Source organism: Streptomyces sp. NPDC056373, assembly GCF_042262425.1.
Taxonomy (GTDB): domain Bacteria; phylum Actinomycetota; class Actinomycetes; order Streptomycetales; family Streptomycetaceae; genus Streptomyces.
Genome location: NZ_JBHJPX010000002.1, coordinates 507,602 through 528,031, shown reverse-complemented (window position 1 = coordinate 528,031; position 20,430 = coordinate 507,602). Strand labels below are relative to the sequence as shown.

The following is a 20,430-nucleotide window of genomic DNA, read 5'->3' as shown; positions in this document are numbered from 1 at the left end:
CCACGCAGGACGCGCGAGGACGATTACGCCTCGAACACCTCACGCACCAGCTGCTCCTGCTCGGCCTGGTGACGCTTCGCGGAACCGACCGCCGGGGACGAGCCGTGCGGGCGCGAGATGCGCCGCAGCCGCTCGCCGTGCGGGACGTCCGCGCCGACCGCCAGGTCCAGGTGGTCGATCAGGTTGAGCGCGATGAACGGCCAGGCACCCTGGTTCGCCGGCTCCTCCTGGGTCCACAGGTACTTCTCGGCGTTCGGGTACTTCTTGATCTCCGCCTGGAGCTCGGCACCCGGCAGCGGGTACAGACGCTCGATGCGGATGATCGCCGTGTCCGTGACGCCGCGCTTCTGACGCTCGGCCTCCAGGTCGTAGTAGACCTTGCCGGCGCAGAAGACGACCTTCTTGACCGCGGCCGGGTCCACCGACGCATCGCCGATGACCGGCTGGAACTGGCCCGTCGTGAACTCCTCCGCCTTCGCCGCCGCGGCCTTCAGGCGCAGCATCGACTTCGGCGTGAAGACCACCAGCGGCTTGTGGTGCGGGTTGTGCACCTGCCACCGCAGGAGGTGGAAGTAGTTCGACGGCGACGTCGGCATGGCGACCGTCATGTTGTTCTGCGCGCACATCTGCAGGAAGCGCTCCGGGCGGGCCGAGGAGTGGTCCGGGCCCTGACCCTCGTAGCCGTGCGGCAGCAGCAGGACGACGCCGGACGTCTGGGCCCACTTCTGCTCGGCCGACGAGATGAACTCGTCCACGACCGTCTGGGCGCCGTTGACGAAGTCGCCGAACTGCGCCTCCCACATCACGAGCGCCTCGGGGCGGGCCAGCGAGTAGCCGTACTCGAAGCCCATCGCCGCGTACTCGGAGAGGAGGGAGTTGTAGACGTTCAGCCGCGCCTGGTCCTCGGAGAGGTACTGCAGCGGCGTGTGCTCGTCGCCCGTGCTGCGGTCGATGATGACCGCGTGGCGCTGGCCGAACGTACCGCGCTGGGAGTCCTGGCCCGCCAGGCGGACCGGGACGCCCTCCAGCAGGAGGGAACCGATCGCGAGGGTCTCGCCCATGCCCCAGTCGATCGTGCCGTCCTCGACCATCGACGCCCGGCGCTGCAGCTGCGGCAGCAGACGCGGGTGCACGGTGATGTTGTCGGGGATGTTCACCTGGGACTCGGCGATCCGCTTGACGACCTCCGTGGTCACCGCGGTGTTCACGGCGACCGGGAACTCGGCCTGCGGGTCCGTGGACTCGACCGTGCCCGGCTGCGACGTGGCCTCACGGACCTCCGTGAAGACCTTCTCCAGCTGGCCCTGGTAGTCCTGCAGCGCCTGCTCGGCCTCTTCCAGGGTGATGTCGCCGCGACCGATGAGGGACTCGGTGTAGAGCTTGCGCACCGAGCGCTTCTTGTCGATCAGGTCGTACATCAGCGGCTGGGTGAAGGCCGGGTTGTCCGACTCGTTGTGACCGCGGCGGCGGTAGCAGATGAGGTCGATCACCACGTCCTTGTTGAACGCCTGGCGGAACTCGAAGGCGAGCCGCGCGACGCGGACCACGGCCTCCGGGTCGTCGCCGTTCACGTGGAAGATCGGGGCCTCGATCATGCGGGCCACGTCCGTCGCGTACATGGAGGAACGCGAGGACTCGGGGGCCGCGGTGAAGCCGACCTGGTTGTTGATGACGATGTGGACCGTGCCGCCGGTGCGGTAGCCGCGCAGCTGCGACATGTTCAGGGTCTCGGCCACCACGCCCTGGCCCGCGAAGGCCGCGTCGCCGTGGATCGCCACCGGCAGGACCGTGAAGTCCGTGCCGCCCTTGTTGATGATGTCCTGCTTGGCGCGCGAGACGCCTTCCAGGACCGGGTCCACCGCCTCCAGGTGCGAGGGGTTCGCGACCAGGGAGACCGCGATCTGCTCGCCGTCGAGACCGGTGAAGGTGCCTTCGGCGCCCAGGTGGTACTTCACGTCACCGGAGCCGTGCATCGACTTCGGGTCGAGGTTGCCCTCGAACTCGCGGAAGATCTGCGCGTACGACTTGCCGACGATGTTGGCGAGGACGTTCAGCCGGCCGCGGTGGGCCATGCCGATGACGACCTCGTCCAGGCGGGACTCGGCGGCCGAGTCCAGCACGGCGTCCAGCAGCGGGATGACGGACTCGCCGCCCTCCAGGGAGAAGCGCTTCTGGCCGACGTACTTCGTCTGCAGGAACGTCTCGAACGCCTCGGCCGCGTTCAGCCGGCGCAGGATGCGCAGCTGCTCCTCGCGCTCCGGCTTGGAGTGCGGGCGCTCCACGCGGTCCTGGATCCACTTGCGCTGCTTCGGGTCCTGGATGTGCATGAACTCGATGCCGGTGGTGCGGCAGTACGAGTCGCGCAGGACGCCGAGGATGTCGCGCAGCTTCATCATCGACTTGCCGGAGAAGCCGCCGACGGCGAACTCGCGCTCCAGGTCCCACAAGGTGAGCCCGTGCTCGGTGATGTCCAGGTCGGGGTGCTTGCGCTGCTGGTACTCCAGCGGGTCGGTGTCGGCCATGACGTGGCCGCGGACCCGGTAGGAGTGGATCAGCTCGAAGACGCGGGCGGCCTTGGTGACGTCGTCGTCGTGGGACGCGTCGATGTCCTTGAGCCAGCGGACCGGCTCGTAGGGGATGCGCAGCGCCTCGAAGATGTCGTCGTAGAAGCCGTTCTCACCGAGGAGGAGGTTCGCGACGATCCGCAGGAACTCGCCGGAGGCGGCGCCCTGGATGACCCGGTGGTCGTAGGTCGACGTGAGCGTCATGACCTTCGAGATGCCGAGCTTGTTCAGCGTGTCCTGGGAGGTGCCCTGGAACTCGGCCGGGTAGTCCATGGAGCCGACGCCCATGATCACCGACTGGCCGGGCATCAGACGCGGCACGGAGTGCACGGTGCCGAGGCCGCCGGGGTTGGTCAGGGAGACCGTGACACCGGTGAAGTCGTCCATGCCCAGCTTGCCGTCGCGGGCGCGGCGGACGATGTCCTCGTAGGCCTGCCAGAACTCGAAGAAGTTCAGCGTCTCGGCCTTCTTGATGCCCGCGACCACGAGCTGGCGGTCGCCGTTGGGCTTGACCAGGTCGATGGCGAGGCCGAAGTTGACGTGCTCCGGCTTGACCAGGGTCGGCTTGCCGTCCTTCTCAGCGAAGGAGTAGTTCATCGACGGCATGGCCTTGATGGCCTGCACCATCGCGTAGCCGATCAGGTGCGTGAAGGAGATCTTCCCGCCCCGGGCCCGCTTCAGGTGGTTGTTGATGACGATGCGGTTGTCGAACAGCAGCTTCACCGGGACCGCGCGCACGGACGTGGCCGTGGGCACCTCCAGCGAGGCGTTCATGTTCTTCGCGACCGCGGCGGCGGGGCCGCGCAGCACGACCTGCTCGGGGCCCGAGGGGGCCTCGGCGGCGGGCTCGGCCTTCTTCGCCGCGGCGGCAGGCTTGGCGGCGGGCTTCGCCGCCGGGGCGGCCTGCGCCGGAGCGGCGGCCTTGGCCGGAGCGGGGGCCGGGGCCTGCGCGGCGGGCTTCGCCTGGGCCGGAGCCGGCGCTGCGGCGGGCTTCTCGGCCGCCGGGGCGGGGGCCTGCGCGGGAGTGGCCGGAGCGGCCGGCTGAGCGGTGGTGGTGGTCCCCGCGGCCCCCGCGGCCGCGGTACCCGCCGGAGCCGGGGCGGCAGCCGCCCCTGGCTTGTAGTCGGCGAAGAAGTCCCACCAGGCTCGGTCTACCGAATTCGGGTCCTGGAGGTACTGCTGATAGATCTCGTCGACGAGCCACTCGTTGGCACCGAACGACGCGGCAGGGTTCTTCCCCGCTTGGTCGGTGTCGGTCGAGATGCTCGAGTTACTGGGGGACTGTGGCGACACGGCGGCAACCGCCCTCTTCCGCTTCACAAGATGATGGACAGCGGGAATCAAGGCTACGCCCCCTGGAGGGGGAAGGTCAGGCCGGGCCCGTTCAACGTCGTGCACATCACATCTGGAACCGTGTTTCGGGGCTTGAAATGGCGGGAAACAAGCGTGGTTCCGCTTAATGAGGCAAGAGCGGGGGAGGGCCCAGGGCGCCGATGGCGCGGGCCCGTGCCTGATCACACGTGTCCGTCAGCGCGGACCCCCGTGGATCTTGTGACTCCGGTTCGAACTTTACGTCAACTTGGCACAGATGACAGTCCCGGAAGAGTGACAAGAATCCGGCAACCACGCTCGGATTCGGCCACTCCGATCCGGCCCCCGTGCAGGTCCACGGCCCAGCGGGCGATGGCCAGGCCGAGACCCGTGCCGCCGTCGCTGCCCGGCCCCTGCGGCCGTTTGGCACTGCCGCGGTTGAAACGCTCGAAGACCCGGTGCCACTCCGACTTCGGAATGCCTGGGCCCTCGTCCAGGACCTCCAGCTCCAGCGACTCCGGCAGGGCACCGCGCCGCGCCTTGACCGTGACCCGGCCGTGCGGCGGGCTGTGCTTGACCGCGTTGTCGATGAGATTGGCGACGACCTGGTGGATGCGCTCCGGGTCGGCGTGCGCGGTCAACTCCGGCGGGTGGACGTCGAGGTGCAGGTGGACGTCCGTACGGGTGTGACTGCCCGAGCCGGTGGCGATGCCCGCGCGTACGGAGGCGACCATGTTGGCCTCCTTCAGCACGCCGGACAGGTACGGCCACACCTCGAACCGCCGCTGTTTCAGCGGTACGACGCCGTTGTCCAGGCGGGACAGGTCCAGCAGCGTCTCCACCAGCCGCCCGAGGCGCTCGGTCTGCTTCAGAGCCGTGCGCATGGTCTCCGGGTCGGCCTGCGTGACGCCGTCGACGATGTTCTCCAGCACCGCGCGCAGACCCGCGATGGGCGTGCGCAGCTCGTGCGAGACATTCGCCACGAGTTCCTTGCGCTGGCTGTCCTGGGCCTCCAGCTCGTCGGCCATGGCGTTGATCGTCACGGCCAGGTCGCCCAGCTCGTCACGGCGGTTCTCCCGCGTGCGGCGGGTGTAGTCGCCCTGCGAGATGGAGCGGGCCACCGCGGTCATCTCGTCCAGCGGTGCGGTGAGTGAATGGGCCACGAACTGCGTAATGAGAAGCGTGGCGATCATCGAGAAGACCGTGATGAAGCGCAGCTCCGTCTTGGTGTGCACCGCGATCACCGACAGGCCCGTGGTGATCAGCACCGAGATGACGACCAGCGCGCCCAGCTTGGTCTTGATCGAGAACGGGCTCACCCCGCCCCAGGGGTTCTCCCCGGGGTTTCTCCGTGCGGCCGGCCCGCCGCTCATGGCGTCGGGGTCTCCAGGGCGTAACCCACGCCGTGCACCGTGCGGATCCGCTCGGCGCCGATCTTCCGGCGCAGGGCCTTGATGTGGCTGTCGACCGTGCGGGTGCCGGAGGCGTCCGCCCAGTCCCAGACCTCGGCGAGGAGCTGCTCACGGGAGAGCACCGCGCGCGGGGTGTTGGCCAGGCACACCAGCAGATCGAACTCGGTGGGCGTGAGGTGGACGTCCTCGCTGCGCACCCGGACCCGGCGCTGTGCGTGGTCGATCTCCAGTTCGCCCAGGCGCAGGATGCCGGAGCGGGGGGTGGCCGCCGCGATCGCGGCCCGCTCCACCCGGCGCAGCAGGACGTGCACGCGCGCCGCCAGCTCCCGCATCGAGAACGGCTTGGTCATGTAGTCGTCGGCGCCGACCCCGAGGCCGACCAGCATGTCGGTCTCGTCGTCGCGCGCGGTGAGCATCATCACCGGCACCGGACGGGCGGCCTGCACGCGCCGGCAGACCTCCAGACCGTCGAAGCCGGGCAGCATGATGTCGAGGATCAGCAGGTCGGGCTGCCACGCCTCGGCCGTGTCGACCGCGGCCGGGCCGTCGCCCGCTGTTTGCACGAGGAATCCCTCGGCCCGCAGGCGGGTCGCGATGGCGTCCACGATCGTCGCGTCGTCCTCGACCACCAGGACCCGGCGCTGTGCGCCCGGAGAAGCCGTCGCCGAACCGTTGTGGGAGGTCTGTGTCTGCTCCATCGCCCGCCCCTGGGGTGTGCTTTCCGGAATCAGTGGGGTGATTCCTTCTGACTGGCTATGCCTGCGCATGGTTGCGATTGACGCTTGAATGATCGGCGTCAGGGGAGCAGCGTACGGGGAGTCAGTACGCCTTTGCTATCCAGGGCGGATGGCGAGGTGCACGACGTCGGGAACGCCCCGGGCAACCGGGATCTCTTCGGTACGCACCTGTTGGAACCCGGCATTCCGCAAGGTTCCCTCGAATTCCGGAGACGGCTGGGCGGACCAGACGGCCAGAACCCCACCAGGTCTCAACACCCTTGCACAGCTTGCCAGTCCGGCTTCCCGGTAGAGATCTCCGTTGCCCTCCGTGACGGTCCAGCCGGGTCCGTTGTCGATGTCGAGACACAGGGCGTCATGCGTGTCGGATGTCTCATTGACGTGTGCGACGAGATCGGCCTCGACGATGTGTGTACGGGGGTCCGCCACGGCCCGGGCCGAGAGGGCGGAGAGCGGGCCGTCGCGGTGCCATTCGACGATCGCGTGCTCCCGTTCCACCACCGTGATCCGCCCCCAGCGCGGGTCCGCGGCCGCGTGCGCCAGGGAGAAGCCGACGCCGAGTCCGCCGATCAGGACGTCGGGGCGGTCCCGGCCGGCCAGGGCGTCCAGTGCCGCGTCGACCAGCCGCCGCTCCGAGCGGCCGTCGGAGGTGTCCATCAGGAAACATCCGTTGGCGATGATCTCCAGCCGGTCGCCGTGCCGCCGCAGCACCACTTCACCGTGGGGGCCCTCGCGACGGTCCAGGACATCGGGAATGTCGTACGAGGAAGGCATGGGGGCATCCTGACAGGGGTGGAGGGAGTGGCGCCTCGCATTTCCCCGGGTCTCGTGGGGACGCGGGGCGGGGCTTACAGGTTGCTGTGAATCGGCTCTCGCGTGGCGAGGGTCACAGACAGCGGAGCGCCCGGAGCGAAGGCTGGGACCCGACGGAAGGAGTGCCGGTGGTGGAACGCACCGCGCCGCCTCGCGACCCGGCCGCATCGACGCCGACCGGCGCGCCCGGCGGCGATGCGCCGGGGATGCCCGGCGGGCTGCCCGGCGGCGATGCGCCGGGAATGCCGACCGGTGCGCCCGGCGCCGTCGCGCCGAGGATGCCGACCGGTGTGCCCGGTGCGCCCGGTGCCGTCGCGCCGGGGATGCCGACCGGTGTGCCCGGTGCGCCCGGTGCCGTCGCGCCGGGGATGCCGACCGGTGTGCCCGGTGCGCCCGGTGCCGTCGCGCCGAGGATGCCGACCGGTGTGCCCGGTGCGCCCGGTGCCGTCGCGCCGGGGATGCCGAGCGGTGGGCCCGGCACCGATACGACGGTGCTGCTGGACGGGGTCCCGCGGCAGCGGGGCCCGGGCGAGCGGGCGGTCGCGGGAGTACGGCAGCCGGGTCGGCAGCCCGGTCCGGCGGCGGAGCCCCGGCGACGTCCGCGCTCCTGGGCCGTGCCGGGCGGTTGGCGCCCCTGGTGGCTGCTGCCCACCCCCACCCGCACGCCGTTCACCTTCGGATACGCGCTCCTCCTCTGCCTCACCTCGCTGATCTCCGCGTATGCCGATCCGGCCCTCGTGCACGCCCTGCTCCAGGGCTCCAGCACGGATGTGACGCACCTGGTGCGCACGCCGGAGCTGGTGCTGGTCGGCAGCGCGCTGTGGGTGGCGGGCGGGGTGACCTCGCCGTTCGCCATCGCCTTCGTGCTGGTGCTGACCGCGCTGGAACGGCGGATCGGGGGCGTGCGCACGGCCGGCGTCTTCCTGCTCGGGCACGTCCTCGCCACTCTCGCGACCGAGGTCCCGGTGGGCCTGGCGGTCCTGGCCGGGCACCTACCCGACAGCTCCCTGCACCGCCTCGACTACGGCGTCAGCTTCGGCGTCGCAGCAGGGATCGGCGCCCTGGCCGGTCTGCTGCCGCTGTGGCAGCGTCTGCCGCTGCTGGCCGGGTTCGGCTGGATGCTGCTCCAGGACCTGCTCGCCTACGCCGATCCGATGACGAACTGGGGTCACCTCATCGCCCTGGCCATCGGGATCGCGACCTGGCCGCTGGTCCGGCGGTGGTACGCGACCCGCCTCGGGGGAGCCGGCGCCTGAGGCCTGTGGCCTGTCAGGGCCGGGCGGAGGCAGGCGGGTCGTGCCTCGCGCTGGTCAGTGTGGCCACCACGCCCCAGCCCAGCGCCTCGTAGAGCCCTCGCCCCGCCGGTGTCCCGGCCAGGACCCCGGTCCGTGCCCCCTGCAGGGCGGCGGTGTGCTGCAGCGTCCTCATGACGAGGCTGCCCAGCCCCCTGCGGCGGTGTTCGGGGGCGGTCTCGATCTGGTCGACGACGGCGGTCTCGCCCCTCGGTGCGACCTGGCCGCGCGCCGCAGGCGACCCGTCCGGGGCGGCCACCATCAGGCGGGTCACCCCGCCGCGCGACCACGTGCGCAGCCGGTAGCCGCCGGGGGCGTCCGGAGCGCCGTCCGCCGCCAGCGGGACGGTCATCAGGTAACCCGGCTCGGGGTCGATCCACCAGCTGTCGTCCAGCCAGCCGCAGATCACCGCCGGGTCCCGGAACGCCTTCAGCCACACGCCGTGCCCGGTCACCGCGCCGGCCACCTTGCGGACGGTCGGCTCGTCGAGGTCCTCGCCGGTGGCACCGAGCACATGCCGCGTGACGTGCCCGAACATGCCCACGTCGATGGTCCAGCCCCAGGGCTCCGTCATGGGCGGGGCTGCCCCGCGCGAGACGACCCAGCCGTCCACCCATGCCCGCACGGTTGCGTCCACGTCGTCCCCTGTAATGACTGAAGTGCCGGTTCATCTATTACGAGTGAGGAGCCTACGCGCCCTCCCGCGTCCGGTGTCGTCGGTGATCGCTGACAGCGAACAGCGGGTGGGGAACATCTCCGGCCTCCCAAGCATTGAGTCGGCATAACTCAACTTGACTGCCGAAGGGGAGATCATGGCTGCTGAGTCCACGGCGTTCACACCGCTCACCCTGCCCGTACTGCCGCTCGACGACGAGGTCGTGCTGCCCGGGATGGTGGTCCCGCTGGATCTGAGCGACTCCGAGGTCCGCGCCGCGGTGGAGGCCGCCCAGGCCGCTGCCCGTGCAACGCCCGGGAAGCCCCGGGTACTCCTGGTGCCGCGCATCGACGGGACGTACGCCGGCACCGGTGTCCTGGGCACCGTCGAACAGGTCGGCCGGCTGGCCGACGGTGATCCGGGCGCGCTGATCCGCGGCCGGGGCCGGGTGCGCATCGGCGCGGGGACCACCGGTCCGGGTGCCGCCCTCTGGGTCGAGGGGACCCGTATCGACGAGACCGTGCCCGAGCCGCTGCCGGGTCATCTCGCCGACTTGGTCAAGGAGTACAAGGCCCTCGCCACCGCCTGGCTGCGCAAGCGCGGCGCCTGGCAGGTCGTCGACCGGGTCCAGGCCATCGACGACGTCTCGGCGCTGGCCGACAACTCCGGCTACTCGCCGTTCCTGACCACCGACCAGAAGGTCGAGCTGCTGGAGACCGCCGACCCGGTGGCCCGGCTGAAGCTCGCCACCCAGCAGCTGCGCGACCACCTCGCCGAGCAGGACGTGGCCGAGTCCATCGCCAAGGACGTCCAGGAGGGCGTCGACAAGCAGCAGCGCGAGTTCCTGCTGCGGCGTCAGCTGGAAGCGGTCCGCAAGGAGCTGCGCGAGATCAACGGCGAGCAGGAGGGCGAGGAGTCCGACGACTACCGCACCCGCGTGGAGGCCGCCGACCTGCCCGAGAAGGTCCGCGAGGCCGCGCTCAAGGAGGTCGACAAGCTGGAGCGGTCCTCCGACCAGTCGCCCGAGGGCTCCTGGATCCGCACCTGGCTCGACACGGTCCTGGAGATGCCGTGGAACGAGCGCACCGAGGACGCCTACGACATCCAGGGCGCCCAGGCCGTCCTCGACGCCGAGCACTCCGGCCTGGAGGACGTGAAGGAGCGGATCACCGAGTACCTGGCGGTGCGCAAGCGGCGTACCGCCAGGGGACTGGGCGTGGTCGGCGGGCGGCGCGGCGGTGCCGTGCTCGCGCTCGTCGGGCCGCCCGGCGTCGGCAAGACCAGCCTGGGCGAGTCCGTCGCCCACGCCATGGGCCGCAAGTTCGTGCGCGTCGCCCTCGGCGGCGTCCGCGACGAGGCCGAGGTCCGCGGCCACCGGCGTACGTACGTCGGCGCGCTGCCGGGACGGATCGTCCGGGCCATCAAGGAGGCCGGCTCGATGAACCCGGTCGTGCTGCTCGACGAGATCGACAAGGTGGGCTCGGACTTCCGGGGCGACCCGGCCGCTGCTCTGCTGGAGGTGCTCGACCCGGCGCAGAACCACACCTTCCGGGACCACTACCTGGAGGTCGAGCTGGACCTGTCCGACGTCGTCTTCCTCGCCACTGCCAACGTCCTGGAGGCGATCCCGGAGGCCCTGGCCGACCGGATGGAGATCGTCCGCCTGGACGGCTACACCGAGGACGAGAAGGTCGTCATCGCCCGTGACCACCTGCTCCCGCGCCAGCTGGAGCGGGCCGGGCTCGGTGAGGACGAGGTGACCATCGACGAGGGCGCGCTGCGCAAGCTCGCCGGCGAGTACACCCGCGAGGCCGGCGTACGCACCCTGGAGCGGTCCGTCGCACGGCTGCTGCGCAAGGTCGCCGCCCAGCACGAACTCGGCGAGCGGAAGCTGCCCTTCACCGTCCGGGACGAGGACCTGCGCGACCTGATCGGCCGGCCGCACCACGTGCCCGAGTCCGCCCAGGACCCGGCCGAGCGGCGGACGTCCGTGCCCGGCGTGGCGACCGGCCTCGCGGTGACCGGAGCGGGCGGTGACGTCCTGTACGTCGAGGCGTCCCTGGCCGACCCGGAGACGGGCGCGGCCGGGCTGACCCTGACCGGTCAGCTGGGCGACGTGATGAAGGAGTCCGCGCAGATCGCGCTGAGCTTCCTGCGCTCCCACGGCGCCGAGCTGGAACTGCCGGTGGCCGACCTGAAGGACCGGGGCGTGCACATCCACTTCCCGGCGGGCGCGGTCCCCAAGGACGGCCCGAGCGCCGGCATCACGATGACGACGGCCCTCGCGTCCCTGCTGTCCGGCCGGCTGGTCCGCACGGACGTGGCGATGACCGGCGAGGTCTCGCTGACCGGGCGGGTCCTGCCGATCGGCGGGGTGAAGCAGAAGCTGCTCGCCGCGCACCGGGCCGGTGTCACCACGGTGATCATCCCCAAGCGCAACGAGCCCGATCTGGACGACGTCCCGGCGGAGGTGCTGGACAAGCTCGACGTCCACGCCGTCACCGACGTCCGCCAGGTCCTGGAGCTGGCGCTCGCGCCCGCCACCGCGGGTGCCGCGCCGGAGGTTCCGGTCGCGGCGTGACGGACGTGACCGGATGAAGGAAGGCCCGGGTTCCCATGAGGGAGGCCCGGGCCTTCACCGTGTGGTGGCCCTGTGGACACGGACGCCCTGACCTGCGGAATACTTGCCGAACTGCGGTGATCACGGCAGGTGGCGGAAAATTTAGGTACCGGCACTCTCACGGCCGGGCGACGACCGAGGCAGGGGCTGACGTGCACGAGGGCGGCAACGACGACGGACACCGGGACGCCGGACTGGCCGGAAGCGGTGTGGACCAGCCTGCCTTCCTGGCGCTGGAGCGCGAGCTGACCGTGCTGCTGCGACGCGCCCGGGCCAGCCAGGGCGAGATGGCCCGCGAGGTCCACCCCGACCTGGAGTCGTCCGCGTACGGCCTGCTCGTGCGGCTGGACGAGCACGGGAAGCAGCGGGCGACCGAGCTGGCCGCCTACATCGGGGTCGGCAAGGCGACGATGTCCCGCCAGCTGCGCGCCCTGGAGGAACTCGGGCTGGTCGCGCGCGAGCCCGACCCCGCCGACGGACGCGCCTGGCTCGTCGCCCTCACCCAGGAGGGCCACGACCGTGTTCGCCGGGTCCGGGAGGCCCGCCGCGCCCGCTACGCCGGCCGCCTGGCCGACTGGGACTCCCGCGAGGTCACGGAACTGGCCCGGCTGCTGCACCAGCTCAACCGCGGCATGGAGAAGTAGGCCGGGCGAGCGTCCGGCGCCCAGGGTCTGTCGATCGGGTCAGGCGGGACTTTGCGGACACGACCTAGAACTCGACGTACACGGCCGTCGCGTCGTCGTGACGCTTGCTCCGGCCCAGGAAGGTCACCGCGGCGTCCGACCTCTCCAGCGTCCGGACGCGGTCCACCAGGGCCTGCGGCCCCTCCTTGCGGATCAGCCGGAAGCAGTCCGCCCATTCCCCTTCCCCGAACCGCTCGACCCAGCGCGTCGCGCCGTCCGTCAGCGCGGCCAGGGCGCGGACCTCGCTACGGGGCACGGTTCCGGTCACCGCCCGGGCGGCCACCGAGGGGTCGGCGGCAGCCGTGAAGAAGCCGCCCTCCATGTTGCGGAACGTGGAGTCCACCTGCGCGTCCGTGGCGAGCGCCGAGCGGGGGAGCAGGGCCAGCCGGTCGTCGAGTACGGGTGTCACCACGCCGTCGGGCGACTCCAGCAGCAGGGCCGAGTCGGACAGGACCAGGTACTCCACCGTGTCCGGATTCCACCGGGCCACGACCACCGTGGCCTGAGGAGTCCGAGGGTGAGAAAGGTCACAGGTTGCGGCGTGCGCCTCGGAGGTACGCGCGATGGCGCGGGACAAGGCGTCGACCAGGGGGATATCCGGGAGTGAAACGGTCAGTTCGGTCAGTGCTCCACCGAGGCGTGCGGTGAACCAGGGAACGGAATGCAGACAGCCCGTTCCGGTCCTCGGCGGTGTGACCCCGTCCAGGACGACGGCTGAACCGCCCTGCCCCGAGGCCGGTAGCCCGACAGCGGCGAAGTCCTCGTTGGGGCGGCCGGCGTCTCCCGGCTCCGAGGCGAGTTCCGTGCGCATCCGGCCAGTCTGCACGAGCCCTTCACAAGGTCCGCAGGGGGTCGGCAACGGTTGCCGGATCGGCGCAGTCGCGCAGGTCGGACGCCGGGTTTGGGATGGAATGATTTGTTCCGGGAAGGCGCGGTGGCGAATACTGCCACCGGCCGTCGCCGTCGTCCAACCGGCGTGCCGCGCAAGGTCGCTGCAAAGGCCTGCGGAACTTGCCCCTCAACTCTCCTCCGGGGTTCACTCCTTCGGGTGGCGGGTCAGGTGATGCGCGTGCGCTGCCCACCGGCGCTGGGAGGGTCGGGAAGTGTACCGGGAGTACGCACCAGTTGACGGAGCGTCATCCGGGCCCAAGGGTTCACGAGTCAGGAATGCGAGCACCGGTGCAGAAGACGCGGCCTCGTCGCACAGGCAAGCAGAAGGCCCCCGTTCAGGGCGCTGAGCCGACGCCCCCCACCGGCACGGGACGCCCCACGCACGTACGCAACCGGCTGATCGTGGCCGTTGCCGTGGTCGCCGCGGCCATCGCGGGCGCCGGCAGCCCGTCGGTCCTGGCCGCCTCCGAGCAGCTCCACGACTCCCAGGAACTGGTGACCCTCGCGGGGCAGACGCAGGACGCGCTCGCCCTCGCGCACTCCCTCGCCGACGAACGGGACGACGTCACCTCCTACATCGCGGCCGGGCGCCCCAAGTCCAAGGCGCCCTCCGAGCAGCGCAGCGCCCGGGTGGACCGGCAGGTCGAGGAGCTGCGCTCCGACACCGACACGCCCCCCTCGCTCCGCTCGGACCTCGACGGCATAGCGGCCGTGCGCAGGGCGGCGCTCACCGGCAAGAGCAGCGCCCTCGAAGCGCACCAGGCGTACTCCCGCGCCATCACCGAACTCCACGACCTGGCCGAGCAGCTGGCGCAGCGGACCCCGCCGCGCGCCGGTGCCGGCGGCTACGCGCTGGCCGAGCTGGACTCCGCCGTCCAGCAGGCCGCCGCCGCCCGCGGACTGCTGCTCGCCGCGCTCAGCGTGCCGCGCAGCACGAGCGCGGCCATCGACCCCGTCACCGGCCTGCCGACCGGGACCTCCACCTCCTCCGACGCCGACACCCGGCAGCGTGACGCCCTCAGCGCCGCCGCCCAGCAGGCCCGGCTGCGCTCCGACGCGGCGCTGGCCGACTTCCGCGGCACCGCGCCCAAGCCGGCCCGCGCCTCCTTCGACTCCACGGTCACCGGCACCGAGGTCAACTCCGCCGACAAGTACCTCGCCACCCTGACCGATCAGCCGACGCTCTCCCGCACCGACCTCGCCACCAGCACCAAGAAGCTGGACGCGGCCCTGTCCGCCCGCGTCGACCTCATGCGCGGCGTGGAGTCGGCCCTCTACGACCGCCGTACCAAGGACCTCGAGGCGCTGCGCGACGACGACGTCACCGCGCTGGAGATCCGCATCGCCGTCCTCGGCGCCCTCATGCTGCTCGCCGTCGGCGTCGCCACGGGCATGGCCCGCAGCCTCACCCGCCCGCTCGCGGTCCTGCGCCTGGGCTCGAAGCGCCTCGCCGAGGCCGACGACCCGGCGACCGAGGAGCCGGTGAAGTTCACCGGCCGCAACGACGAGTTCGCCCAGGCCGTCCGCTCCGTCAACGCCCTGCACGCGCACGCGGCCGCCCTCACCGAGCGGATCACCACGCTGGAGTCCGACCGCAAGCACCTCGTCGGGCAGCGCCAGAAGATGGCCGACGCGCGTGAGGAACTGCGCGGCGAACTCGCCGAGTCCGCGGCCCAGCTGGACCGGCTGCGCACGGCCATCGGCGGGACGTTCGTCAACCTCGCCCTGCGCACCCTCGGCCTGGTCGAGCGGCAACTCGCCGTCATCGAGAACCTGGAGGAGCGCGAGCAGGACCCGGACCGGCTCGCCACGCTGTTCAAGCTCGACCACTTCGCCACGGTCATGCGCCGGCACAGCGAGAACCTGCTGGTCCTGGCCGGCACCGAGCACGTCCAGCACGCCGCCGGGCCCGTGCCGCTGGTGGACGTCGTCCGGGCCGCGGTGAGCGAGATCGAGCGCTACGAGCGGGTCCGGATCGCCGCGCTGCCGCCGCACGCGCACATCGCCGGGTTCGCCGCGGACGACCTGTCCCATCTGCTGGCCGAACTCATGGAGAACGCCACCTCGTTCTCGCCGCCCGACCTGCCCGTCGAGATCTCCGGCTGGCTGCTGGAGAACGGCGAGGTCATGCTGTCCGTCCAGGACGAGGGCATCGGCATGACCGAGGAGCGGCTGGAGCGGCTCAACGCCCGCCTCACCGACTTCGACCCCGAGGCACCCTACGACCAGGAGGGCGAGGACGGTCTCGGCCTCGGCCTGTACGTCGTGGCCCGGCTCGCCCACCGCCACGGTGTGCGCGTCCAGTTGCGCGAGCAGAAGCAGGGCGGTGTCGCGGCGGTCGTCGTCCTGCCGCGCACACTCCTCGCCGCCGCCCCGCCCGTGGCCGTAGCGACCTCCGGCCCGCTCACCGGCACGGCCCACTCCTACTCCTTCCCGGGCGCCGCCGCCGAGGCCAACTCCAACGTCCTGCACGGACGCGCCTCCGACGACGACCCGCTGGTCGCCCTGGCGGAGAAGGCGGTACGCCAGGACGAAGCCGCGGACACCACGACGCCCGCCCACCACCCGGAACCGGCCGGGGGGCCGGAACCGGCAGAGGCGCCCCAGGCGCCGGAGACGCCGCGATCGCCGGAGACGCCGCGATCGCCGGAGACGCCGCGATCGCCGGAGACGGCGGCCCCGCCGGCGTCCGCCGAGCCGCCTGCACCCGGTGAGCCGACGGCACACGCCGAGTCGGAGGCGGACGCCGACCCGGACGAGACGGCCGCACCCGTGGAATCCCCCGCGGAGACCACGATGGAGCTGCTGATCCCGGTGCAGGCGGGGGAGCCGGACCCGACGGGGTACGCACCCGCGGTCGACGGCGCCGGGACCGACCCGCACGAGCGGCCCGCCCCCGACGTTCCTTCCCGCACGGGCGAGACCGGCCCGTTCGGGCAGCCCGCGCCCGAAGGCGGGGCCCACACAGACGGCGTGGAGCGGGCCCGCGAAGACGGAGCCCACCCGGGCGGCGTGGAGCGAGCCCTCGAATATGCGGCCCACACGAGCGCCGAGGACCGGGACGAGAGCCCCGAGCACGAGCGCGCGTCCGACGAGGAGGAGGACCGCGTCACCGACAAGGGCCTCCCCAAACGCACTCCGAAGATCACCGCACAGACCACCGCCCCGCGCCAGCGCAGCGGCTCCGTCGACGCCGATGCCCTGCGTCGCCGCCTCGGCGGGTTCCGTCAGGGCGCCCAGGCGGGGTACCGCGACGTGGAGGCGGAGATCGCCGAGAGGACGGCCTCGCACCAGCGGCCGGCCACCGGCGCAGCACGACCAGCTGGATCCGAAGAATCCACGGGGGGCACAGTCGAGGAGGCAAGCAGTTGACCGCTCCCAGTACCTTCGGACTGATCGGACTGAGCAGTGAGGCCCGCAACCTGCACTGGCTGCTGACCAACCTCGTCGAGGAGGTGCCCGGCATCCTCTCGGTCGCGGTCGTCTCGTCCGACGGACTGCTTCTGCTCTCCTCCGACGACCACCGCAACAAGGAGGCGCGGGACGCCCTGCAGGCCCGCGGCACCAAGCGCACCGGCCCACGCGGCTCCGCCGCCGACCTGGCCACCATCGTCTCCGGCATCGGCAGCCTCACCATCGGCGCCGCCCGGCTGATGGACTTCGGCGGCGTGAGGCACACGATGATCGCGATGGACGAGGGCAGCCTGTTCGTGATGTCGATCAGCGACGGCTCGCTGCTCGGCGTCCACGGCTCCGCGGACTGCGACATGAGCGTGGTGGCGTACCACATGGCCCTGTTCGTCGGCCGCGCCGGTCACGTCCTGACCCCGGAACTCCGCAGCGAGCTCCGGAAGTCCCTGGAGGATTCCCAGACGACGGGGAGCGCCCGATGAGCAGTACGCCCAAGCAGCACCTCCCGGTCCGCGGCGGTGACCGCAAACCCGCCCGGGTCCGCCCCTACTCGCTCACCGGCGGCCGCACCCGCTTCGGCCACGTCCTCCTCGTCGAGACGTTCGTGGCGAGCACGGCCGCGCTCGACGCCCCGGAGGAGCGCAGGGAACTGACGAACGGCCACCTCTCCACCCGGGTCATGCCGGAGCTGAGGGCCATCGTCGAACTGTGCCGCCGGATGCGTACGGTGGCCGAGATCGCCGCGCTGCTGAAGATGCCGCTCGGCGTGGTCCGCGTGCTCCTGAGCGACCTCGCGGACCAGGGAAAGATCCGTGTGTACGGAACGGGCACCGGCCATGGCACGGGCCGCCCGGACCGGGCTCTGCTGGAAAGGGTGCTGAGTGGACTCCGTCGTCTCTGACGCCGCTCACGGCGTCACTGGTTCATCCCCGTCTCTCGAGCCCGGCGAGAGCATGCACGCCTGGGAGACGGACCGCACCCGTGCCCCCATCGCCACGAAGATCGTGGTGGCGGGCGGCTTCGGCGTGGGCAAGACCACGCTGGTCACCGCCGTCTCGGAGATCACGCCCCTGCAGACCGAGGCGCTGATGACCGAGGCGAGCGAGGCGACCGACGACCTCACCGCCACGCCGGGCAAGTCCACCACCACGGTGGCCATGGACTTCGGGCGCATCACACTCGACGACGACCTGGTGCTCTACCTGTTCGGCACGCCGGGCCAGCAGCGGTTCTGGTTCATGTGGGACGACATCGTGCGCGGCGCGATCGGCGCGGTCGTCCTGGCCGACACCCGGCGCCTCAAGGACTGCTTCCCGGTCCTGGACTACTTCGAGAGCTCCGGGCTCCCGTACGTGGTCGCGGTCAACCACTTCGACGGCAGTGAGCTGTTCGAGCCGGAGGACGTGCGGGAGGCCCTGACCATCCCGCGACACATACCTGTCATGATCATGGACGCGCGTCGCCGGATCTCCGTGATCGAGACCCTCCTGGCCCTCGTGGGCCACGCGCTCGACGAAACCCCCGAGTAGAGGAAAGCCCCGCATGCGGAAGATACTCGTCGTCGGAGCCGGTCAGTCCGGGCTCCAGATCGCCCTCGGCCTCCAGTCACAGGGGTACGAGGTCACCCTGATGTCCAACCGGACGGCGGACGAGATCCGCACCGGCCGGGTCATGTCCACGCAGTGCATGTTCCACACGGCCCTGCAGCACGAGCGCGATCTCCAGCTGAACTTCTGGGAGTCCCAGGCCCCGAAGATCGAAGGACTCGGCGTCTCGGTCGCCGCCCCCGGATCCTGGGCCGAGGGCCCCGCCGCCCGTGCCATCGACTGGCTGGGCCGGCTCGACGGCTACGCCCAGTCCGTCGACCAGCGCGTGAAGATGGCCGGCTGGATGGAGACGTTCGCCCAGCGCGGCGGCCAGCTCGTCATCCACGGCGCGGCCGTCGGCGACCTCGACTACTTCTCCCGCACCTACGACCTGGTGCTCGTCGCCGCCGGCAAGGGCGAGCTGGTGCAGATGTTCGGCCGCGACGCCGAGCGCTCCCCCTACAGCGAGCCGCAGCGCGCACTGGCCGTGTCGTACGTCCACGGCCTGGGCCCGCGCCCCGAGCACCCGGGCACCGAGGCGGTCCGCTGCAACCTCGTGCCGGGCGTCGGCGAGCTGTTCGTCATGCCGACCCTGACCACCTCCGGCCGTGCCGACATCCTGTTCTGGGAGGGCATACCCGGCGGCCCGCTCGACGCCTTCAACGGCGTGAAGGACCCCGCGGAGCACCTCTCCCTGACCCTGGAACTCATGGAGCGGTACGTCCCCTGGGAGTACGCGCGCGCCACCAAGGTCGAACTGACCGACGCCGGCGGCACACTGGCCGGCCGCTACGCCCCCACCGTCCGCAACCCGATCGGCCGTCTCCCCGGCGGCGGACTCGTGCTCGGCGTGGCGGACGTCGTCGTGGCCAACGACCCCATCACCGGACAGGGCTCCAACTCGGCGTCCAAGTGCGCCGCCGCCTACCTGTCCTCGATCGTCGAGCACGGCGACAAGCCGTTCGACGAGGAGTGGATGCGGGCGACCTTCGACCGCTACTGGAACACGGCCCAGCACGTCACCAAGTGGACCAACGCGATGCTCGCGCCGCCGCCGGAGCACATCCTGAACCTCATCGGCGCCGCCGGTGAGCTCCAGCCCGTCGCCGACCGCTTCGCCAACGGCTTCGACAACCCGGCCGACTTCGAGAACTTCTTCTACGACCCGGACAAGACGCAGGCCTACCTCGCCGAGGTGTCCGGCGCGGGCGCCGCGTAACCGTCGTAGCCCTCGTCCGACCCGTCCGTGGCACCCTCGGGGAGCTCCGGCGGCTCGTAGCGCCGCAGGGGCTCCCCGCCCGGGTCCGGCCGTACGGCGCCCAGGACCGGGTTGGCCGCGATCGGTGACGCCTTCACCTTCGCGCCCGGCCGGGGTGCGTGGACGACCATGCCGTCGCCGAGGTACAGGGCCACGTGCGTGGCCTTCGGGAAGTACACGACCAGGTCGCCGGGGCGCAGTTCGTCCAGCGGGATCCGCTCCAGCTGCTTCCACTGCTCCTGGCTGGTCCGGGGGACGGGCGTCCCGGCCTCGGCCCACGCCTGCGAGGTCAGCCCCGAGCAGTCGTACGTGCGCGGGCCCTCCGCTCCCCACTCGTACGGCTTGCCGAGCTGCCGCACGACGTAGCGCACGGCCCGGCGGCCCTCTGCGGACGGGGCACGGACGGTGTTACCGCTCCCCGGGCGGTCTCCGTTCTTGCCGTTCTCGCCACTGTCGTCCTTGCCACCGTCCTCCGTGCCGCCCGGGCCGTCCTCGCTGCCGAGCGCGCCCGACGCGAGGAACTCCGACTGCGCCTTCGCGGTGGCCTTCCGTTCCGACTCGGCGAGTTCGGTGAGCTGTTCACGGCTGAGGGAGGCGAGCAGTTCCTCGACATCGCGGAGGCGGGTGCGGACCTCGTCCCGTTCCTTCCCGCGCCGCTCGGTGAGGGTGAGCTGCCGGTCGAGGGCGCTGCGGGCCTTGCGGGCCAGTTCCCGGGCCTTGTGCTCGTCGCCGGTCAGCCGGGTGATGGTGCCGGCCCGTTCCTGCGCGAGCCGGCCGATCACATGGCCCTGTTCGAGCGCGTGCTGCGGATCGCGGGCCAGGAGCAGGCGGACGTAGGGGGAGAGGCCGGTGCTGCTCTGGTACTGCTGCCGGGCCAGCCGGCCGGCCGCGCCCCGGCTGTCGTGCAGGGAGAGCCGGGCGCGAGCGAGGGCACGGTCCAGGCGGCCGGTCTCGGCGCGCTGCTTCTTCAGCTTCTCCTCGGTGGCGTTGTAGGCCTCGGTGGCCTCCTCGGCCTTTCGGTACAGACCCTGAAGATCCGTCAGGAGATGCACGACCTCGGGCTGTTCCTTGTCCGGATCGGGGACGGCCGCGGCCTGGGCGGGTGCCAGGACGGGTGCCAGGGCGGTTCCGGCCGCCGTCGCCGCGATGCAGACCAGACGCAGCAGCTTTCCTGACATGCCATCACCTCCGTTGCGG

General features: G+C 71.5%; 15 protein-coding genes. 8 read left to right on the top strand and 7 right to left on the bottom strand.

From position 1 onward, the window contains the following. Positions 1 to 23: 23 nt before the first annotated feature. The 4 genes from ACFCXS_RS06310 to ACFCXS_RS06295 form a co-directional block, all read right to left on the bottom strand. Entirely contained in the window at positions 24 to 3,857 is a 3,834-nt protein-coding gene (locus ACFCXS_RS06310; protein ID WP_376641897.1) for a multifunctional oxoglutarate decarboxylase/oxoglutarate dehydrogenase thiamine pyrophosphate-binding subunit/dihydrolipoyllysine-residue succinyltransferase subunit, read from the bottom strand. Positions 3,858 to 4,138: 281 nt separating this feature from the next. Next, positions 4,139 to 5,248: a HAMP domain-containing sensor histidine kinase gene (locus tag ACFCXS_RS06305; protein WP_352098397.1), complete on the bottom strand. Its 1,110-nt coding sequence runs from the start codon at positions 5,246 to 5,248 to the stop codon at positions 4,139 to 4,141. Next, the gene (locus tag ACFCXS_RS06300; RefSeq protein WP_362245554.1) at positions 5,245 to 5,985 is read right to left on the bottom strand and encodes a response regulator transcription factor; all 741 of its coding nucleotides are present in this window, start codon (positions 5,983 to 5,985) and stop codon (positions 5,245 to 5,247) included. The genes ACFCXS_RS06305 and ACFCXS_RS06300 overlap by 4 nt, the downstream gene beginning before the upstream one ends. A gap of 135 nt (positions 5,986 to 6,120) precedes the next feature. Further along, positions 6,121 to 6,798, bottom strand: coding sequence for a spermidine synthase (locus ACFCXS_RS06295; protein ID WP_376641896.1), 678 nt, complete (start codon positions 6,796 to 6,798; stop codon positions 6,121 to 6,123). Positions 6,799 to 7,250: 452 nt separating this feature from the next. On the opposite strand from ACFCXS_RS06295, the gene ACFCXS_RS06290 reads away from it, so the two are divergent. After that, positions 7,251 to 8,093, top strand: coding sequence for a rhomboid-like protein (locus ACFCXS_RS06290; protein ID WP_376641996.1), 843 nt, complete (start codon positions 7,251 to 7,253; stop codon positions 8,091 to 8,093). 13 nt (positions 8,094 to 8,106) lie between these two features. On the opposite strand, the gene ACFCXS_RS06285 is transcribed toward ACFCXS_RS06290, so the two are convergent. After that, positions 8,107 to 8,766: a GNAT family N-acetyltransferase gene (locus ACFCXS_RS06285; RefSeq protein ID WP_376641895.1), complete on the bottom strand. Its 660-nt coding sequence runs from the start codon at positions 8,764 to 8,766 to the stop codon at positions 8,107 to 8,109. Positions 8,767 to 8,941: 175 nt separating this feature from the next. Between ACFCXS_RS06285 and lon the strand changes: the two genes are divergently transcribed. Both lon and ACFCXS_RS06275 read left to right on the top strand, forming a co-directional pair. Continuing rightward, the gene (gene lon / locus ACFCXS_RS06280; protein WP_376641894.1) at positions 8,942 to 11,365 is read left to right on the top strand and encodes an endopeptidase La; all 2,424 of its coding nucleotides are present in this window, start codon (positions 8,942 to 8,944) and stop codon (positions 11,363 to 11,365) included. 191 nt (positions 11,366 to 11,556) lie between these two features. After that, complete coding sequence (locus tag ACFCXS_RS06275) at positions 11,557 to 12,048, top strand: MarR family winged helix-turn-helix transcriptional regulator (protein ID WP_376641893.1); 492 nt, start codon at positions 11,557 to 11,559, stop codon at positions 12,046 to 12,048. Between the two features lie 64 nt (positions 12,049 to 12,112). On the opposite strand, the gene ACFCXS_RS06270 is transcribed toward ACFCXS_RS06275, so the two are convergent. Further along, on the bottom strand, positions 12,113 to 12,898 hold the full coding sequence (locus ACFCXS_RS06270; RefSeq protein WP_376641892.1) for a protein phosphatase 2C domain-containing protein: 786 nt from the start codon (positions 12,896 to 12,898) through the stop codon (positions 12,113 to 12,115). A gap of 368 nt (positions 12,899 to 13,266) precedes the next feature. On the opposite strand from ACFCXS_RS06270, the gene ACFCXS_RS06265 reads away from it, so the two are divergent. From ACFCXS_RS06265 to ACFCXS_RS06245, 5 genes are read left to right on the top strand one after another with little or no spacing between them, the layout of a single operon-like run. Beyond that, positions 13,267 to 16,350, top strand: coding sequence for a nitrate- and nitrite sensing domain-containing protein (locus tag ACFCXS_RS06265; protein WP_376641891.1), 3,084 nt, complete (start codon positions 13,267 to 13,269; stop codon positions 16,348 to 16,350). Beyond that, positions 16,347 to 16,871 carry a roadblock/LC7 domain-containing protein gene (locus tag ACFCXS_RS06260; protein WP_104784845.1) on the top strand — a complete coding sequence of 175 codons (525 nt, stop codon included), beginning with the start codon at positions 16,347 to 16,349 and terminating at the stop codon, positions 16,869 to 16,871. Before ACFCXS_RS06265 ends, ACFCXS_RS06260 begins: the two co-directional genes overlap by 4 nt. Beyond that, positions 16,868 to 17,290 (top strand): DUF742 domain-containing protein, encoded by a 423-nt coding sequence (locus ACFCXS_RS06255; RefSeq protein ID WP_104784842.1) that lies wholly within the window; start codon positions 16,868 to 16,870, stop codon positions 17,288 to 17,290. Before ACFCXS_RS06260 ends, ACFCXS_RS06255 begins: the two co-directional genes overlap by 4 nt. Beyond that, positions 17,271 to 17,918 carry an ATP/GTP-binding protein gene (locus ACFCXS_RS06250; RefSeq protein ID WP_362245542.1) on the top strand — a complete coding sequence of 216 codons (648 nt, stop codon included), beginning with the start codon at positions 17,271 to 17,273 and terminating at the stop codon, positions 17,916 to 17,918. The genes ACFCXS_RS06255 and ACFCXS_RS06250 overlap by 20 nt, the downstream gene beginning before the upstream one ends. Before the next feature lie 13 nt (positions 17,919 to 17,931). Continuing rightward, positions 17,932 to 19,194, top strand: a complete 1,263-nt coding sequence (locus tag ACFCXS_RS06245) for a styrene monooxygenase/indole monooxygenase family protein (RefSeq protein WP_376641890.1) — start codon at positions 17,932 to 17,934, stop codon at positions 19,192 to 19,194. Here the strand turns inward: ACFCXS_RS06245 and ACFCXS_RS06240 are convergent. Further along, positions 19,158 to 20,411 carry an NlpC/P60 family protein gene (locus ACFCXS_RS06240; protein WP_376641889.1) on the bottom strand — a complete coding sequence of 418 codons (1,254 nt, stop codon included), beginning with the start codon at positions 20,409 to 20,411 and terminating at the stop codon, positions 19,158 to 19,160. The two genes, ACFCXS_RS06245 and ACFCXS_RS06240, sit on opposite strands and share 37 nt — an antisense overlap. Positions 20,412 to 20,430: the final 19 nt, after the last annotated feature.

What these genes read in the sequence shown, in the direction of transcription:
- ACFCXS_RS06255 (WP_104784842.1), top strand. Translation starts at nt 16,868, where the DNA reads ATGAGCAGTACGCCCAAGCAGCACCTCCCGGTCCGCGGCGGTGACCGC.
- ACFCXS_RS06245 (WP_376641890.1), top strand. Translation starts at nt 17,932, where the DNA reads ATGCGGAAGATACTCGTCGTCGGAGCCGGTCAGTCCGGGCTCCAGATC.
- ACFCXS_RS06240 (WP_376641889.1), bottom strand. Translation starts at nt 20,411, where the DNA reads ATGTCAGGAAAGCTGCTGCGTCTGGTCTGCATCGCGGCGACGGCGGCC.
- ACFCXS_RS06270 (WP_376641892.1), bottom strand. Translation starts at nt 12,898, where the DNA reads ATGCGCACGGAACTCGCCTCGGAGCCGGGAGACGCCGGCCGCCCCAAC.
- ACFCXS_RS06295 (WP_376641896.1), bottom strand. Translation starts at nt 6,798, where the DNA reads ATGCCTTCCTCGTACGACATTCCCGATGTCCTGGACCGTCGCGAGGGC.
- ACFCXS_RS06305 (WP_352098397.1), bottom strand. Translation starts at nt 5,248, where the DNA reads ATGAGCGGCGGGCCGGCCGCACGGAGAAACCCCGGGGAGAACCCCTGG.
- ACFCXS_RS06300 (WP_362245554.1), bottom strand. Translation starts at nt 5,985, where the DNA reads ATGGAGCAGACACAGACCTCCCACAACGGTTCGGCGACGGCTTCTCCG.
- lon (WP_376641894.1), top strand. Translation starts at nt 8,942, where the DNA reads ATGGCTGCTGAGTCCACGGCGTTCACACCGCTCACCCTGCCCGTACTG.
- ACFCXS_RS06290 (WP_376641996.1), top strand. Translation starts at nt 7,251, where the DNA reads ATGCCGACCGGTGTGCCCGGTGCGCCCGGTGCCGTCGCGCCGGGGATG.